The sequence below is a fragment of the Rathayibacter sp. AY1D1 genome, from assembly GCF_002932635.1.
Classification (GTDB): domain Bacteria; phylum Actinomycetota; class Actinomycetes; order Actinomycetales; family Microbacteriaceae; genus Rathayibacter.
On sequence record NZ_PSVY01000003.1, the window covers coordinates 77,681 to 94,238 of the forward strand.

Consider the following 16,558-nt stretch of genomic DNA (forward strand, 5'->3'; position numbering starts at 1 on the left):
GGGCTATTCGACCGGGCGGAGGAAGTAGCCCTTGCCGCGGACGGTAACGATGCTGACGCCCGTGTCCTCGGTCGGGAGCTTCTTGCGCAGGTAGCTGACGTACTGGTCGACGATGTTGTTGTCGACGATCTCGCCGCCGCCCCAGATCTCGGAGAGGATCCGCTGGCGGGTCACGACGGAGCCGACGGGAGTGATGAGGAGCTTGAGGAGCTCGAGCTCCTTCGGGCTGACGTGGATGCGCGAGCCGTCGGCGGTGCGCCGGATGCTCGATCCGTCCACGGTGATGCGTCCGACGTCGATCGAGGTGGACATCAGCGACGGGCTGCGGCGCAGGAGGGCCCGGAGGCGCGCGTTGAGCTCGGTGAACGCGAACGGCTTGGTCAGGTAGTCGTCCGCTCCGGCGTCGAGGCCGAAGACGCGGTCCTCGATCGCGTCCCGCGCGGTCAGCAGCATGATCGGCGTGGGCCGGCCGAGCTCGCGGATCCGGCGGCAGATCTCGAAGCCCGACATCGCCGGCAGCATGACGTCCACGATGGCGGCCGAGAACTCGGCGTTGCTGAACGCGACGAGCGCGTCGATGCCGTTCGTGGTCAGCACGGCCTCGTAGCCGGCGTCTTCGAGGCCGCCGACGAGGGCCTCACCCATGGCTGGATCGTCTTCGACGACAAGGATCTTCACGCGCTCACCCTACGGCCCGGCTCCCAGGAGGACGCACTGGGCGGGCCGTGTGTCGATCGGATGCGGGATCGACCCATTCGATCGGCGCTGGGCGACGAATGAGGAGCAACAGACCGCTCGGGGGCGTGGCGGGAGAGGCGCGATCAGTGGCGCATTTCTACTCTTCTCTCCCCGTCGGCCCGATGATCCTGTTTGCGAAGTTCACCTCTACCGTCACCCGAAGGCGGCACAAAAATGCTCGATATTCTTTCCATCTGGGCGCGTCTCGCGCTGTCGGTCCTCCTGTGGATCGTCGTTCTTCCCGTCATGCTCGTCCTGCTGCCGTTCCGCACGGGCAGGAGCGCCTCGCTCCCCGCCCTGCGACCGGTGCCGGTTCCCGCACCGACGGTTCCGATCGACACCCGGAGCACCAGCGGCGCGTACTAGGCCCACTTCCCGGTCGTTCCGGGCTCGACGCCCCGCTCCCATGAGCTCCGGCGTCGTCCGCCCACCGATCCCCGACGCCCGAACAGCCGTGCCTCTCTCCGCCAGGAGGGGGCGCGGCTGTTCGTCGTTCCCCGGGTCGATCCCGACTGACCGACAGATGTCGATATCGGCTCCTCTCGATCGCGAGCCGCGTCAAGCCCTTCGCAGAATCTCAGGGACTGGCAATACAGCGCTCGCACATGGTTCACCGATCGGAAGGAACACGGATGCTTCGCGCCACGCGCGACACCGCTGGGATCCAGCTCAATTCGACCACGGGAGCCCCCGTGCGCCCCGACACCCCGGTCTCGGTGGTCGCGTCGGCGCCTCAGAGCCTGATCTCGCGGATGCTCGGACGCCGCCGCTGCGAAGCCTGCGGAGCGGCCTCGGCCCGTCGCCGCGACGGCTTCTGCTCGGCCGACTGCGCCGGCACCTTCCACCTCTACGAGTGAGCCCGACCGGCCGAGTGCCGGTGGTGAACGTCCCGAAGGCCCGTGATCGACGATCGCGGGCCTTCGTGCTGTCCGGGGAGGGTCGGAGCGCCGGGTGAGGAGCGCCACGGTCGGACTCGGTCGCCCACCGGGTGACGCCGCTCGGTCCGTGGTGGAGGGGTGCGCCACGAGGGGCGTCGAGCACCGGAGCTGAGCTCCCGCAGGCGAGGGAGGGGAGCGGAGGACCGCAGATGTGCCCCCAGTAGGATTCGAACCTACGCCCCTGCCTCCGGAGGGCAGTGCTCTATCCCCTGAGCTATGGGGGCCAGGAGTGCCTGACCACATTAGCACCCGGGCGGGGCGGGCCCCGACGCCGGGAGCGGTCCTCGCGCATGCCACGATGGAGCCATGCTGCGCACCGTCTCCGCCTCGCTGGATCTGCGTCTGAACGGCCCGACCGACCTGATCTTCCTGGTGGCGGCGACGCCCACGGGCGACTCGTTCGAGGACTCCTTCACCGTCCGGCTCGACGGGCAGGACGTGCCGGTGCGGGAGTTCCCGGCGCGGCACGGCGCCCGCGTGCACCGCGTCGCGGGGAACGAGGGCGACCTGCGGGTCGAGTACCGGGCGCGGGTCGCCGGGCACGGCGCTCCGGACGAGCCGAGCGAGCTCGAGCTCGTCGAGTACCTGCGGCCGAGCCGGTACGCCGAGGCGGACGTGCTCGGCGGGATAGCCCGGCGCGAATTCGGGCGGGCCCGGGGCTTCGAGGCGCTGACGGCCGTCGAGGAATGGGTGCACGGCCACCTGTCGTACGTCTACGGGTCGACGGTCGGCACCGGGGGAGCGGCGCAGGTCATCGAGAGCGGCCAGGGCGTGTGCCGGGACTTCGCGCACACGGTCGCCGGGCTGCTCCGCGCCCTCGACATCCCCGCCCGGGTGACGGCGGTCTACGCGCCGGGCCTCGAGCCGCGGGATTTCCACGCGGTCACGGAGGCCTGGGTGGGCGGCGCCTGGCACGTCGTGGACGCGACCCGGCTGGCTCCGCGCGGGTCGATGCTGCGCATCTCGTCCGGCCGGGACACGGCTGACACCGCGTTCCTCAGCAGCTACCTGACGGACCTGCGCCTGACCGGGATGAGCGTGGAGGCCGACTGCGACGCGGCGCTCGTCGACGACCACGTCTCGCCGGTGCGCCTGGGCTGACGCCGGGGCTCAGCCGGCGAGGACGCCGATCGCCGACCGCACGAGCGGCTCGGGGTCGCCCGGCTCGACGAAGGAGGCGCTGGACGCCTCGATCCAGTACTCGCCGACGAAGGCGTCCGCGACGCCCCGCCCCTCGGCCACCTGGTAGTAGCCCTCGATCTCCGGCGGCTTGCCGTAGGTGGGGACGGCCTTGCTGGTGGTGAAGAACTCGTTCTTGAGCGCCTCGATCACCGCGGGGTCGAGGTGGGCCACGGCCAGCTGCAGCTCGGCGCCCGAATCGTCGGACCATCCGCAGACCAGGCCGTCGTACTGGGCGATCTCCTCGGAGACGGCGGTGGTCCCGATGCCGTCGTCCGGGGAGAATCCGCCCCACAGGCCCGCGAGCGCCGAGGCCGGGACCAGCTGCTCGCAGGCGAGGGGGATCGGCGTGCCGCTGACGGCGCCGCTCGCGCTCGGCTCCGGGTCGGCCGCGGGGGAGCAGCCGGAGAGGGCCGCCGCGGCGAGGGCGACGAGGAGGAGGGCGGCGGGACGGCGCATGCGTCGCACCCTAGCAACGCCGCCCTGCCGAGCGGCCCCGCGGTGCAGGAGGGACGGGGGGCGCGGGCGCGGCGGCCGGTAGAATCGCTCCCCGTGACTCCCGAACAGCTCGCCGCCTCCCTGCACGCCCTCGTCCTCGACGCCGTGCAGCGACGGGGGAGCGATGCGGGCGTCGAGCTCTCGGACGTCGTGCTGGAGCGCCCGAAGAACCGCGACCACGGCGACTGGGCCTCGAACATCGCGATGAAGCTCGCGAAGCGGGTCGGCGCGAACCCGCGCGAGCTCGCCGCCGAGCTGGCCGAGGGGCTGGGCGCGGTCGAGGGCGTCGCCACGGTCGAGGTCGCCGGTCCCGGCTTCCTCAACGTCCGGCTCGAGGCCGCGGCCGCGGGCGCCCTTGCCGGCGCGATCGTCGAGGCGGGCGAGGCCTACGGCACCGGGTCCGCCTACGCCGGCGTCCGGATGAACCTCGAGTTCGTCTCCGCCAACCCCACCGGCCCCATCCACATCGGCGGGACGCGCTGGGCGGCGGTCGGCGACAGCCTGGCCCGGATGCTCCTCTCGCAGGGCGCCGAGGTGACCCGCGAGTACTACTTCAACGACCACGGCGCGCAGATCGACCGCTTCACGCGGAGCCTCCTCGCCGCCCACCGCGGCGAGCCGACCCCGGAGGACGGCTACGGCGGCGCCTACATCGGCGACATCGCCGAGCGCGTCGCGGCCGCCTACCCGGGCGACCTCGCCGTCCTGCCCGAGGAGGAGCTCGCCGAGACCTTCCGCTCGATCGGCGTCGAGCTGATGTTCGGCGAGATCAAGCAGAGCCTGCACGAGTTCGGCGTCGACTTCGACGTGTACTTCCACGAGAACTCCCTGCACGAGTCGCGCGCCGTCGACCGCGCGATCGAGCGCCTCCGCGAGCTCGGGCACATCTTCGAGGCGGACGGCGCCACCTGGCTGCGGACCACCTCGTTCGGCGACGACCGCGACCGCGTCATCATCAAGAGCGACGGGGAGGCGGCCTACATCGCGGGCGACCTCGCCTACTACCTCGACAAGCGCGAGCGCGGCTTCGATCGGGCGATCATCATGCTCGGCGCCGACCACCACGGCTACATCGGCCGGATGATGGCGATGTGCGCGGCGTTCGGCGACACCCCGGGCGTGAACCTCGAGATCCTGATCGGCCAGCTGGTCAACCTGCTCCGCGACGGCGAGGCGGTCCGGATGTCCAAGCGGGCGGGGACCGTCGTCACGATGGAGGACCTCACGGAGGCCGTCGGCGTGGACGCCGCGCGCTATTCGCTGGTGCGCTCCTCGGCCGACTCGACCCTCGACATCGACCTCGACCTGCTGACCAAGCGGAGCAACGACAACCCCGTCTACTACGTGCAGTACGCCCACGCGCGCACCCGCCAGGTCGCGGCGAAGGCCGCGGCGTCGGGCGTCCCCGTCGAGCCGTTCGCGCCCGAGACGCTGGTGCATCCGACCGAGTCGGCGCTGCTCGGCGGCCTGCAGGAGTTCCCGCGCATCGTGGCGCACGCCGCGGAGCTGCGCGAGCCGCACCGCGTCGCGCGGTACCTCGAGGAGGTCGCCGGCCTCTACCACCGCTGGTACGACAACTGCCGGGTCGTGCCGCAGGGCGAGGACCCGGTCGAGGCCGTGCACTCGACCCGGCTGCGCCTGAACGAGGCGACCGGGCAGGTGCTCCGCAACGGGCTCTCCCTGCTGGGCGTCACGGCCCCGGACCGGATGTGAGCGCGTCGGGGGCTGCGCCGCGGCGCCGGCGCGGGGGACGCGCGGCCGTGGTGGTCGTCGTGGTGCTGGTGCTGCTCGTGGTCGCGGCGGTGGTGGGCGACTCGCTCGCCCGCCGCGCCGTCGCGGACCGCGCCGCCGCGAGCCTCCGCGAGGCGCTCGCACTGCCCGTGGACCGGGCGGTGGACGTCGACGTCGCCGGCTGGGCCGTGCTCCCGCAGCTCGTCTCGGGGCGGCTGGACCGGCTCGACCTGCGCAGCCCGGACGTGACGTTCGGCGAGCTCGACGGCGACGTCGCTGCGACCCTGATCGGGGTGCCGGTGAGCGGCGTCGGAGCGGTCGAGTCCGGCAGCACCACGGTCGCGATCGACGCGGCCTCGGTGTCGCGGCTCGTCACCGAGCGCAGCACCGTTCCTGTCGACGAGGTGACGCTGGACGCTCCGCTCGTGCGCGTGACCGCCTCCGTCGAGGTGCTGGGTCTCCGGCTCGGCGCGGGCGTGGGGATGGAGCTCGCCGCCGTGGACGGCGCCATCCGGCTGACCCCGGCCGAGGTCTCCGCCGCCGGTGCGACCTTCTCGGCGACCGACTTCCGCGACCGCTTCGGCGCCGTCTCCGGCGACCTGCTCGCTCCGTCCTCCGTGTGCATCGCGGACTCGGTGCCGCGCGGACTGACGCTGACCGGAGTCGAGGTCGCCGACGAGTCGCTGAACGCGAGCTTCGCGCTCTCTCCGACGTTCCTCAGCGACCCCGCGGAGCAGGAACCGGGCACGTGCGCCTGAGCCCGCGCGGCGCCGCCGCCCCGGACCGGTAGGATCGGAGCCCTGTGCCGGCGTCTTCCGCGGGCCGAACACTGACATCGCTGGCTTCAGGGGTCAATCCGGACCCGCTCGCCCCGCAGTGACGCTCCCACTCTCTCCTGTGAGGTCTCACCCGTGGACACCGTCGACGCCCGCGCCCGCGCCCCCCGGCATCCGCTCGCGCCTGAGTGGCTGCACACGCCCGCCGACCCGAACGCCCTGGCCGACGGCGTGTGGCCGGACAGCGCCGAGCGCGGCGAGGACGGCGGGATCCGGATCGCCGGAGTGCCCGTCGCCGAGCTGGTGCGCGAGCACGGCACTCCTCTCTACGTGGTGGACGAGGCCGACGCCCGCCGCCGGGCCGTCGAGATGCGCGAGGTCTTCGCCCGCGAGCTCGGCCGCATCGGCACCGGCGTCACGGTCTACTACGCGGGCAAGGCGTTCCTCTCGACCGAGGTCGCCCGCTGGATGCGCGACGAGGGCCTGAACCTCGACCTCTCCAGCGGCGGCGAGATGGCAGTGGCCCTCGCCGCCGGGATCGAGCCCGAGCGCTTCGGCCTCCACGGCAACAACAAGTCGCTCCGCGAGATCGACAGGGCCGTCGAGGTGGGCGCGGGCACGATCGTGCTCGACAGCCTCGTCGAGATCGAGCGCGTCGCAGCCGCGGCCGAGCGGCACGGCCGCGTGCAGGCGGTGCGCCTCCGGGTCAACAGCGGAGTGCACGCGCACACCCACGAGTTCCTCGCCACGGCGCACGAGGACCAGAAGTTCGGCCTCGCACTCGCCGACTGCCCGGCCGCGGTCGCCCGCATCCGCTCCTTCTCCTCCCTGCGGTTCCTCGGGCTGCACTGCCACATCGGATCCCAGATCTTCGGCTCCGCCGGGTTCGCGGAGTCGGCGTCGCGCCTGCTCGACGTCCACGCGGCACTGCTCGCGGACGGGCCCGTGCCGGAGCTCAACCTCGGCGGCGGCTTCGGCATCGCGTACACCAGTGCCGACGACCCGACCCCGATCGCCGAGATCGCGGCCGCCGTCGCCGACGCGGTCGCCGAGCAGTGCTCCGCCCGCGGCGTCCCGGTGCCGCACATCGCGATCGAGCCCGGCCGCTCGCTGATCGGGCCCGCCGGCGTCACCCTCTACGAGGTGGGCACCGTGAAGGACGTGACGGTCGGCTCCGAGGGCTCGACCGCGGTCCGCCGCTACGTCAGCGTCGACGGCGGCATGAGCGACAACGCCCGTCCGGCGCTCTACGGCGCCGACTACACGGCGCGGATCGCCGACCGCTCCTCCTCGGCCGAGCCCGCCCTCGTGCGGGTGGCCGGGAAGCACTGCGAGTCGGGCGACATCGTCGTCCACGACGACTTCCTGCCCGCGGACGTGCGACCGGGCGACCTGCTCGCCGTCGCCGCGACCGGCGCCTACTGCTGGTCGCTCGCCAGCAACTACAACTACCTCGGGCGCCCCCCGGTGGTCGCCGTCCGCGACGGGCGCTCGCGCGTCCTCGTGCGCGGCGAGACCGAGGAGGACCTCCTCCGCCGCGACGCCGGCATCGAACGAAAGGCCACCTCCCGATGATCGAGTACCGCAGCCTCCGCGTCGCCCTGCTGGGCGCCGGGTCCGTCGGTGCCCAGGTGGCGCGCCTCCTGCTCGACCACGGCGACGAGCTCGCCCAGCGCGTGGGGGCGCCGCTGGAGCTCGTGGGCGTGGCCGTCAGGGACGTGGACGCGCCCCGCACCGCCGACATCCCGAAGCACCTGCTCACCACCGACGCCGAGTCGCTGATCCTGGGCGCCGACATCGTGGTCGAGCTGATCGGCGGGCTCGAGCCCGCCCGCAGCCACATCCTCACGGCGATCTCGTCGGGCGCGGACGTGATCACGGCCAACAAGGCGCTGCTCGCCGCCCACGGCAACGAGCTCTTCGAGGCCGCCGACCAGGTGGGCGCCCAGCTCAACTACGAGGCGGCCGTCGCCGGCGCGATCCCGATCATCCGGCCGCTGCGCGACAGCCTCGCCGGCGACCGGGTCCACCGCATCCTCGGCATCGTCAACGGAACGACCAACTACATCCTCGACCGGATGGACACCGAGCACGCGAGCCTCGAGGACGCGCTCGCCCGCGCGACCGAGCTCGGCTACGCCGAGTCCGATCCGACCGCCGACATCGAGGGCTACGACGCGGCGCAGAAGGCGGCGATCCTCGCCCGCCTCGCGTTCCACACCGACGTCCCGGTCACCCTGGTGCACCGCGAGGGGATCACCGGCATCACGAAGGCGCAGGTCGACCAGGCCCGCGACTCCGGCTATGTGATCAAGCTGCTCGCGATCTGCGAGCGGCTGACCGACGCCAAGACCGGCGTGGAGGGCGTGTCCGCGCGGGTCTACCCCGCGCTCGTGCACCGCTCCCACCCGCTCGCGGCCGTGCACGGGGCCAACAACGCGGTCTTCGTCGAGGCGGAGGCGGCCGGCGACCTGATGTTCTACGGCGCCGGCGCCGGCGGGATCGAGACGGCCTCCGCCGTCCTCGGAGACGTCGTCTCGGCCGCCCGCCGTCACGTCGTCGGCGGCCCCGGCCTGGTGACCAGCGCGAGCTCCGGACTTGCGGTCCTCCCGATCGGACACGTCACGACCCGATACCAGGTCACCCTCGAGGTGCTCGACCGCCCCGGCGTGCTCGCGCAGATCGCGGGCGTCTTCGCCGACCACGGCGTCTCGGTCGAGACCCTGGTGCAGACCCCGCCCAGTGCCGACCCGCTGGAGGAGCAGGGCGGTGCGGAGCGGCGCGAGCCGACCGCTACCCTGGTCATCGGCACGCACGCCGCGGCGGAATCCGATCTGGCGGCCACCGTCACCGCCCTCCATTCGCATGGTTTCGTCGGCGCCGTGACGTCCGTTCTACGAGTTGAAGGAGCCTGAGATGGCCAAGCAGTGGCGCGGAGTCCTGCACGAGTACGCGGACCGCCTCGATGTCACCGAGGCGACCCCGGTCATCACTCTCGGCGAGGGCGGCACGCCGCTCATCCCCGCAGCGGCCCTCTCGGCGCGCACGGGCGCGAAGGTGTGGGTCAAGTACGAGGGCATGAACCCGACCGGCTCCTTCAAGGACCGCGGCATGACCATGGCGATCTCGAAGGCCGTCGAGCACGGCGCGAAGGCCGTCATCTGCGCCTCGACCGGCAACACCTCCGCGTCGGCCGCCGCCTACGCGACGCACGCCGGCATCACCGCGGCCGTCCTGGTGCCGGAGGGCAAGATCGCCCTGGGCAAGCTCAGCCAGGCGATCGCGCACAACGCGCAGCTGCTGCAGGTGCAGGGCAACTTCGACGACTGCCTCGACATCGCCCGCGACCTCGCGAAGAACTACCCGGTCCACCTGGTCAACTCGGTGAACCCGGACCGCATCGCCGGCCAGAAGACCGCGGCCTTCGAGGTCGTCGAGGTGCTGGGCGACGCGCCGGACTTCCACATCGTCCCGGTCGGCAACGCGGGCAACTACACCGCCTACTTCCGCGGCTACTCGGAGGAGCTGGAGCGCGGCGAGTCGACCCGCCTCCCGCGCATGTTCGGCTTCCAGGCCGAGGGCTCCGCTCCGATCGTGCACGGCGCCCCGGTCCGCCACCCCGAGACGATCGCCAGCGCGATCCGGATCGGCAACCCGGCCTCGTGGGAGCTCGCCCTGAACGCGCGCACCGTCAGCGACGGCTACTTCGGCGCGATCAGCGACGAGAAGATCCTCGAGGCGTACCGCATCCTCGCGGGCGAGGTCGGCGTCTTCGTCGAGCCGGCGTCGGCGATCAGCGTCGCGGGGCTCCTCGAGCGCGCCGAGGCCGGAGCGATCCCGAAGGACGCGACCGTCGTCCTGACGGTCACCGGCCACGGGCTCAAGGACCCGCAGTGGGCGCTCCGCACGGCCGACGGCGCGGACATCACGCCGACCGTCGTCCCGGTCGACACCGCCGCGATCGCGGACGTGCTGGGGCTGGCCGGCGCATGACCTCGGCGGTTCCCGTCGGCCGCACCGTCCACGTCAAGGTCCCCGCCACCTCGGCGAACCTGGGCCCCGGCTTCGACACGCTCGGCCTGGCGCTCTCGTTCTACGACGAGCTCGACGTGACGGCCGTCGCGGCCACGGGTGCGCGGGTCACCGTGCACGGAGTCGGCGAGGGCGAGGTGGCGACCGACGAGACGAACCTCGTCGTGCAGGCCATCGCGTACACGTTCGCCGACCAGCGGCAGGAGATGCCCGGCATCGAGGTGATCGCGCGCAACATCATCCCGCACGGCCGCGGGATGGGCTCGTCCGGCGCCGCGATCGTCTCCGGCATCATGGCCGCGAAGGGCCTGCTCGAGGGCGTCGTCGAGCTCGACTCGGACGACCTCCTCCGCATCGCCACCGAGATGGAGGGGCACCCCGACAACGTGGCGCCCGCACTGTTCGGCGGCCTCACGATCGCCTGGGTCGAGCCGCACGCCTCCGGCGCCGACGACTCGCCGCTGCGACCGCGCTCCAAGAAGCTCATGGTCCACCGCGGCGTGTCCCCGGTCGTCTTCGTGCCCGAGCACACCATGTCGACGCGGCTGGCACGCTCGCTGCAGCCGCAGAGCGTGCCGCACGAGGACGCGGTGTTCAACGTCTCGCGCTCCTCGCTCCTGATCGCCGCCCTCATCCAGAGCCCGGAGCTGCTGTTCGCGGCGACCGAGGACAAGCTGCACCAGAACTACCGCGCGGCCGCCATGCCCGAGACCTCAGCGCTGATCGCGCTGCTGCGCTCGAACGGCTACGCGGCCGTCGTCTCGGGTGCCGGACCGAGCGTCCTGGTGCTCTGCAGCGACCCCGCCCAGCGCCTCGCCGCCGCGGATCTGGTGGAGCGGGAGGCCCCCACGCCGTGGCGCGCGCACATGCTGGCCGTCGACTTCAAGGGTGCTACAGTGGGGACCGCATCCCGAGGAACCGCGTAACGAGCGGAATCTGTCCGACGGATCGTCCCGACAACCACGGCCATCACATCGTGTGAAGGGCGCCCCTGCTCCTCTTGCAGACCGGCGCCTGGTCTCCGGGCCCTCTCCTCGCTCTCTGCGGCAGTCGGTCCCGGCGGCCGAGAGCATCGCGTGGATCAGAACACGCGATGGCACCGCACGGTCGATGAGCTCTCCCGGTGAGCACTCGTTCCCGGGGGGAAGGAACCCTCTCCAGTGACAGACGTCAACACCCACGGCTCGGCCGTGGACCTCACCGCCGACCTCTCCGGTCTGCGCGTCGCCGAGCTCCAGGCTCTCGCGACGCGGCTCGGCCTCGGCGGCGCCTCCAAGCTCCGCAAGGGCGAGCTGGTCCAGGCCATCTCGGACCTGCGCGCCGCCTCCGCCGAGGACGCGCCCGCCGCGATCGCCGACGCGGTCGCTCCGGACGACGCAGCGGTCGCCCCGGACGTCGACGCCACCGGCGTCGAGGCCGAGCCGGCCGATGTGGCCGAGCAGTCCGCTCCGCAGCCCGAGGCGCCGGCGGAGCTGCCGACGCCCGTCGAGAGCACCGAGGCCGACACGGCCGACGTCCTCGAGCAGGCCGCGCCCATAGTCGACGAGCCCTCCGCGACGGCCGCCGAGTCGGCCCCCGTCGAGCTCGAGCTCCCCGCGGCGGCCGAGCCGGTCGCCGAGCCCGCCGAGCGCGCGCCCCGCCGACGCAGCTCGCGCCGCGCCTCCAGCGGCACCGTCGCCGCCGGCGAGCACCTCAACATCCCCGGCGGGACCGGCGTGGAGTCGCTGATCCCCGACCTCCCCGTCATCGAGCAGGACCGCGACGCCGACCAGGCCGCGAAGCCCGTCATCGACATCGAGCTGCCCAACGGGCCGGAGTCGGACGACTCCTCCCGCGAGGGCGGCCAGCGCGAGCGCCGCGGACGCCGCCGCAGCCGCGGGGGCGCCTCCGAGCAGAGCGAGCAGGCCGAGCAGGCGCCCGCCGAGAACGACGCCGACTCCTCCGACTCCGGCGACCAGCAGGAGCAGCAGAACGGCGACCAGCAGGGCACCGGCCGCGGCCGCAACCGACGCAACCGGAACCGCAACCGCGGGGACGACCGCCAGAACGATGCTCAGCAGAGCCCCGCCGCGCAGTCCCAGCCGCAGAACGGTCAGGGCGCGCGCGCCGCGCAGTCCGAGGGCCAGCAGGCTCCTCAGCAGAACGGCTCCGGACAGCCCCAGAACGGCCAGCAGGCCGAGGGCGAGGACGGCCGCCGCAGCCGCTACCGCGACCGCAAGCGCCGCGGCGGAGCGATCGGCGACGACTTCGAGCCCGAGATCGGCGAGGACGACGTCCTCATCCCGGTCGCCGGCATCCTCGACGTCCTCGACAACTACGCCTTCGTACGCACCACCGGGTACTTGCCCGGCGTCAGCGACGTCTACGTCTCCCTCGGACAGGTCAAGAAGTACAACCTGCGCAAGGGCGACGCGGTCGTCGGCGCCATCCGCCAGCCCCGCGAGGGCGAGGGCGGCGGCCGCCAGAAGTACAACGCGATCGTCCGCGTCGACTCGATCAACGGCCAGACCGTCGAGGAGGCCGCTGCGCGCGTCGAGTTCCAGAAGCTCACGCCGCTCTACCCGACCGAGCGCCTGCGCCTCGAGACGGAGCCCGGCAAGCTGACCCAGCGGATCATCGACCTGGTCGCCCCGATCGGCAAGGGACAGCGCGGCCTGATCGTCGCGCCGCCCAAGGCCGGCAAGACCATCGTCCTGCAGCAGATCGCCAACGCGATCGTGCAGAACAACCCCGAGGTCCACCTGATGGTCGTCCTGGTCGACGAGCGTCCGGAGGAGGTCACCGACATGCAGCGCACCGTGCGCGGCGAGGTCGTCGCCTCCACCTTCGACCGCCCGGCCGAGGACCACACGACCGTCGCCGAGCTCGCGATCGAGCGCGCCAAGCGCCTGGTCGAGCTGGGCCACGACGTGGTCGTGCTGCTCGACTCCATCACCCGGCTCGGCCGCGCCTACAACGTGACCGCTCCTCCCTCGGGCCGCGTGCTCTCGGGCGGCGTGGACGCCTCGGCGCTGTACCCGCCGAAGAAGTTCTTCGGAGCGGCGCGCAACATCGAGAACGGGGGCTCGCTCACCATCCTCGCGACGGCGCTCATCGAGACCGGCTCGAAGATGGACGAGGTGATCTTCGAGGAGTTCAAGGGCACCGGCAACATGGAGCTCCGCCTCTCCCGTCACCTCGCCGACAAGCGGATCTTCCCCGCCGTCGACGTGAACGCCTCCGGCACGCGCCGCGAGGAGATGCTGCTCAGCGCCGACGAGGTCAAGATCACCTGGAAGCTGCGCCGCGCCCTCGCCGGGCTCGACCAGCAGCAGGCGCTCGAGATCATCCTGTCGCGCCTGAAGGAGACCTCGTCCAACGTCGAGTTCCTCATGCAGGTCTCGAAGTCGGCCGTCGGCCCGGCCACCGCCGGCCACGGCAACGGCCACCACTAGCGCCCTGACGTCCGCGGTCGCCCCTGTCACCGGGGGCGGCCGCGGACGTTTTCGCGTCCCCGGGCGATGAGCCCGACCCCGACCACCTCCGGAAGCCAGGACCCCATGTTCGAATCCGTCAGCGTCCTCCTCGCCGAGCACGAGGACCTGCAGACGCAGCTCTCCGACCCGGCTCTCCACGCCGATGCCGCCCGCGCCAAGAAGGTCAACCGGCGCTACGCGGAGCTGAGCCAGATCAAGGCGGCCCACTCCGCCTGGATCGAGGCCGGCGAGGACCTCGAGGCCGCGCGCGAGCTCGCCCGCGAGGACGAGGCCTTCGCGGAGGAGGTCCCCGAGCTGGAGGAGTCGCTGCGGGTGGCGCAGGAGAAGCTGCGGCGCCTGCTCATCCCGCGCGACCCCGACGACGGCCGCGACGTCATCATGGAGATCAAGGGCGGCGAGGGCGGAGCCGAGAGCGCGCTGTTCGCGGCCGACCTCCTCCGGATGTACCTCCACTACGCCGAGGCGAAGGGCTGGAAGACGGAGATCCTCGACCGCGACGAGTCCGACCTCGGCGGCTACAAGAACGTGCAGGTCGCGATCAAGAGCAACGCCACCGATCCCTCGCAGGGCGTGTGGGCGCACCTCAAGTACGAGGGCGGCGTGCACCGGGTGCAGCGCGTCCCCGTGACCGAGTCGCAGGGGCGGATCCACACCTCGACCACGGGCGTGCTCGTGTTCCCCGAGGTGGACGCGCCCGAGGAGGTCGCGATCAACCAGAACGACCTGAAGATCGACGTCTACCGCTCCTCCGGTCCCGGCGGGCAGTCCGTCAACACGACCGACTCCGCCGTGCGGATCACCCACCTCCCGACCGGCATCGTCGTGTCGATGCAGAACGAGAAGAGCCAGCTGCAGAACCGCGAGGCGGGCATGCGCGTGCTCCGCGCTCGCATCCTGGCCCGCCAGCAGGAGGAGATCGCCGCGGCGGCCTCGGACGCGCGCAAGACGCAGATCCGCACGATGGACCGCTCCGAGCGCATCCGGACCTACAACTTCCCCGAGAACCGCATCGCCGACCACCGCACCGGCTACAAGGCGTACAACCTCGACGGCGTGATGAACGGCGCGCTCGACCCGGTGGTGGAGAGCGCCATCCAGGCCGACGAGGAGGCCCGCCTGGCTGACATCGGCTCCGAGGAGGCGTGACCCTCGTGACCACCGGTGTCGACGCGCGCACCCTCCTCGCGGACGCGGTCGCCCGCCTCGCCGCCGCCCGCGTCCCCACGCCGGACGTCGACGCGGAGCTGCTTCTCGGGCACCTGCTCGGGCTCGGCCGCGGCCGGCTGCAGGCGCGCCTCATCACGGGGTTGAGCGTCGACGAGGAGCACGCCGCGGCGTTCGCGAGCGCGATCGAGCGCCGGTCGGCTCGCGAGCCCCTGCAGCACATCACCGGGATCGCACCGTTCCGCTCGCTCGAGCTCGCGGTCGGACCCGGCGTGTTCGTCCCGCGCCCGGAGACCGAGGGCGTCGCGCAGATCGCGATCGACGCGCTCCGCGCGGTCGTCGACCCGGAGCCGATCGCCGTCGACCTCGGCACGGGCAGCGGAGCCCTGGCGCTCGCGCTCGCGCACGAGGTGCCGCACGCGCGCGTGATCGGGGTGGAGAACGCTCCCGAGGCGTTCATCTGGGCCCGTGGCAACCGCGAGCGGCTCGGGCTCGAGAACGCCCGCATCGTCTTCGACGACCTCGCCCGGGCGCTTCCCGAGCTGGACGGCACCGTCTCCGTCGTCGTCTCCAACCCGCCCTACATCCCGGCCGCCGCCGTCCCGCGCGACCCGGAGGTGCGCCTGTTCGACCCGCCCTCGGCGCTCTACGGCGGCGAGGACGGCCTGGACGTCGTCCGCTCGCTCTCGGCGACCGCCCTCCGCCTGCTCCGCTCCGGGGGAGTGCTGGTGATGGAGCACGGCGAGCTGCAGGGCGCCGAGATCCGCGCCCTGCTCACCGCCGACGGCTGGCGCGGAGCGACCACGCAGCGCGACCTCACCGGCCGCGACCGCGCGACGGTGGCGGTGCGCTGACGCGTCGCGGAGCTCTGCTAGCCTCAGCGGCGATCCGGTGGCCGCACCGGGCAGGCAGGCTCGGGAGGCTCGCATCGCCGCTGCACGCGATCGGCCGCGCCATGGGCTCCGCCGCCCGCTGCTGATCTTCCTGGCCGTCGTGGTGGTCGCGGCCCTCGTCGTGGTCGCCGTGCGGCTCCTCGAGCGGAGCGACGGAACTGCTCCCGTGGCCTGCGCGCCGTCGTCCGTTTCCGCGTCGCCCGCGCCTGCCATCGGCTCGGTCGACGACTACCTGGGCGGCCGGTCCTACCTCCGCGGCGTCAACGTGTTCGATCTGCAGTCGCGCGTCGACGTCGGAGTCGACTGCACCGCCGGGAATCCGGCCGAGAGCTACGAGTTCCTGGCGGACCGCGGGCTCACCCTGGTCCGGCTCGCGGTGCCCTGGTCGCTCCTGCAGCCGCAGGCCGACGGGGAGAGCACCGACGACGCTCTGGCGAAGGGGCTCGATCCGGCGGCGGTCGCGCTGCTCCGGACCGAGATCGCCGCCATCGGCGCCGCCGGCATGCGGGTCGTGCTCGACCTGCACAACAACGGCACTTATCCGGCGAGCCAGGGCGATCTGCCCGAGGGGACCGTCTGGTTCGGATCCGGGCTCTCGGTATCCCAGGCGCAGAGGGTCTGGACCCTGCTCGCGGCGGAGTTCCAGAACGACGGACGCATCGCCGCCTACGACCTCTTCAACGAGGTGAAGCGGTCGCTGGTCCCCGTCGAGACCTACAAGGCCTACACGCAGGCCGTGGTGTCGGCCGTCCGGGGAACCGGCGATCGGCACACGATCTGGGTCGAGGGGATGCGGGAGGCGACGACGGGCACGGTCGCCGCGATCGCACCCGACGGGCCGTGGATCCAGGACCCGCTGGACCGGACCGTGTACTCGCAGCACTTCTACCCCGGCGGCACGGGCACGACCCTGCGCTCGGACAAGCAGGGCGGCACCGACGAGCATGTCTTCGTGGCGGCGGTGACGACCTTCGGGCAGTGGTGCCGGCGGTACGGGGTGCACTGCTCGGTCGGGGAGGTCGGCTGGCCCAGCGATCAGAGCCTCTCTCTCACCGCGGGCGGCGCGGGCTCCTGGACGGACGTCGGCGAAGCCTTCTACACAGCACCGACTGGCTGTTCCCGCTGATCGAGAA

General features: G+C 72.5%; 15 protein-coding genes and 1 tRNA gene. 13 read left to right on the plus strand and 3 right to left on the minus strand.

Annotation, left to right across the window (positions count from 1 at the left end; genetic code table 11):
- Positions 1–3: 3 nt before the first annotated feature.
- Positions 4–678: a response regulator transcription factor gene (locus C5C56_RS03320; protein ID WP_258059273.1), complete on the minus strand. Its 675-nt coding sequence runs from the start codon at positions 676–678 to the stop codon at positions 4–6.
- 234 nt (positions 679–912) lie between these two features.
- Between C5C56_RS03320 and C5C56_RS03325 the strand changes: the two genes are divergently transcribed.
- The gene (locus C5C56_RS03325) at positions 913–1,104 is read left to right on the plus strand and encodes a hypothetical protein (RefSeq protein WP_104246600.1); all 192 of its coding nucleotides are present in this window, start codon (positions 913–915) and stop codon (positions 1,102–1,104) included.
- A gap of 266 nt (positions 1,105–1,370) precedes the next feature.
- On the plus strand, positions 1,371–1,595 hold the full coding sequence (locus tag C5C56_RS03330) for a hypothetical protein (protein WP_104319106.1): 225 nt from the start codon (positions 1,371–1,373) through the stop codon (positions 1,593–1,595).
- A gap of 233 nt (positions 1,596–1,828) precedes the next feature.
- On the opposite strand, the gene C5C56_RS03335 is transcribed toward C5C56_RS03330, so the two are convergent.
- Positions 1,829–1,900: transfer RNA gene (locus tag C5C56_RS03335), tRNA-Arg, on the minus strand.
- 82 nt (positions 1,901–1,982) lie between these two features.
- On the opposite strand from C5C56_RS03335, the gene C5C56_RS03340 reads away from it, so the two are divergent.
- Entirely contained in the window at positions 1,983–2,777 is a 795-nt protein-coding gene (locus C5C56_RS03340; RefSeq protein WP_104232730.1) for a transglutaminase family protein, read from the plus strand.
- Positions 2,778–2,786: 9 nt separating this feature from the next.
- On the opposite strand, the gene C5C56_RS03345 is transcribed toward C5C56_RS03340, so the two are convergent.
- Entirely contained in the window at positions 2,787–3,314 is a 528-nt protein-coding gene (locus tag C5C56_RS03345) for a hypothetical protein (protein WP_104237561.1), read from the minus strand.
- Positions 3,315–3,407: 93 nt separating this feature from the next.
- Between C5C56_RS03345 and argS the strand changes: the two genes are divergently transcribed.
- The 10 genes from argS to C5C56_RS03395 all read left to right on the plus strand — a co-directional run bounded on the left by argS (position 3,408) and on the right by C5C56_RS03395 (position 16,551).
- The gene (argS, locus tag C5C56_RS03350) at positions 3,408–5,066 is read left to right on the plus strand and encodes an arginine--tRNA ligase (protein ID WP_104222999.1); all 1,659 of its coding nucleotides are present in this window, start codon (positions 3,408–3,410) and stop codon (positions 5,064–5,066) included.
- A 47-nt stretch (positions 5,067–5,113) separates the two neighbouring features.
- On the plus strand, positions 5,114–5,842 hold the full coding sequence (locus C5C56_RS03355; RefSeq protein ID WP_181133868.1) for an LmeA family phospholipid-binding protein: 729 nt from the start codon (positions 5,114–5,116) through the stop codon (positions 5,840–5,842).
- 153 nt (positions 5,843–5,995) lie between these two features.
- Positions 5,996–7,435: a diaminopimelate decarboxylase gene (lysA, locus tag C5C56_RS03360; protein WP_104225560.1), complete on the plus strand. Its 1,440-nt coding sequence runs from the start codon at positions 5,996–5,998 to the stop codon at positions 7,433–7,435.
- Positions 7,432–8,775, plus strand: coding sequence for a homoserine dehydrogenase (locus C5C56_RS03365; RefSeq protein ID WP_104225561.1), 1,344 nt, complete (start codon positions 7,432–7,434; stop codon positions 8,773–8,775). The genes lysA and C5C56_RS03365 overlap by 4 nt, the downstream gene beginning before the upstream one ends.
- Position 8,776: 1 nt before the next feature.
- A complete protein-coding gene (thrC, locus tag C5C56_RS03370) occupies positions 8,777–9,853 on the plus strand; it encodes a threonine synthase (protein ID WP_104223003.1) in 1,077 nt (358 codons plus the stop codon).
- On the plus strand, positions 9,850–10,818 hold the full coding sequence (gene thrB / locus C5C56_RS03375; RefSeq protein ID WP_104225562.1) for a homoserine kinase: 969 nt from the start codon (positions 9,850–9,852) through the stop codon (positions 10,816–10,818). The genes thrC and thrB overlap by 4 nt, the downstream gene beginning before the upstream one ends.
- Positions 10,819–11,052: 234 nt before the next feature.
- Positions 11,053–13,326 carry a transcription termination factor Rho gene (rho, locus tag C5C56_RS03380; protein ID WP_104319107.1) on the plus strand — a complete coding sequence of 758 codons (2,274 nt, stop codon included), beginning with the start codon at positions 11,053–11,055 and terminating at the stop codon, positions 13,324–13,326.
- A gap of 105 nt (positions 13,327–13,431) precedes the next feature.
- Positions 13,432–14,514 (plus strand): peptide chain release factor 1, encoded by a 1,083-nt coding sequence (gene prfA, locus C5C56_RS03385; RefSeq protein WP_104257071.1) that lies wholly within the window; start codon positions 13,432–13,434, stop codon positions 14,512–14,514.
- Positions 14,511–15,386 (plus strand): peptide chain release factor N(5)-glutamine methyltransferase, encoded by an 876-nt coding sequence (gene prmC, locus C5C56_RS03390; protein WP_104237567.1) that lies wholly within the window; start codon positions 14,511–14,513, stop codon positions 15,384–15,386. The genes prfA and prmC overlap by 4 nt, the downstream gene beginning before the upstream one ends.
- 37 nt (positions 15,387–15,423) lie before the next feature.
- Positions 15,424–16,551, plus strand: a complete 1,128-nt coding sequence (locus tag C5C56_RS03395) for a glycoside hydrolase family 5 protein (RefSeq protein WP_104225566.1) — start codon at positions 15,424–15,426, stop codon at positions 16,549–16,551.
- Positions 16,552–16,558 lie beyond the last annotated feature (7 nt).

Excerpts from the sequence above, each read along its gene's own strand:
- C5C56_RS03330 (WP_104319106.1), top strand. The coding sequence starts at position 1,371 with ATGCTTCGCGCCACGCGCGACACCGCTGGGATCCAGCTCAATTCGACC.
- C5C56_RS03345 (WP_104237561.1), bottom strand. The coding sequence starts at position 3,314 with ATGCGCCGTCCCGCCGCCCTCCTCCTCGTCGCCCTCGCCGCGGCGGCC.
- thrC (WP_104223003.1), top strand. The coding sequence starts at position 8,777 with ATGGCCAAGCAGTGGCGCGGAGTCCTGCACGAGTACGCGGACCGCCTC.
- prfA (WP_104257071.1), top strand. The coding sequence starts at position 13,432 with ATGTTCGAATCCGTCAGCGTCCTCCTCGCCGAGCACGAGGACCTGCAG.
- thrB (WP_104225562.1), top strand. The coding sequence starts at position 9,850 with ATGACCTCGGCGGTTCCCGTCGGCCGCACCGTCCACGTCAAGGTCCCC.
- C5C56_RS03325 (WP_104246600.1), top strand. The coding sequence starts at position 913 with ATGCTCGATATTCTTTCCATCTGGGCGCGTCTCGCGCTGTCGGTCCTC.
- C5C56_RS03340 (WP_104232730.1), top strand. The coding sequence starts at position 1,983 with ATGCTGCGCACCGTCTCCGCCTCGCTGGATCTGCGTCTGAACGGCCCG.
- C5C56_RS03365 (WP_104225561.1), top strand. The coding sequence starts at position 7,432 with ATGATCGAGTACCGCAGCCTCCGCGTCGCCCTGCTGGGCGCCGGGTCC.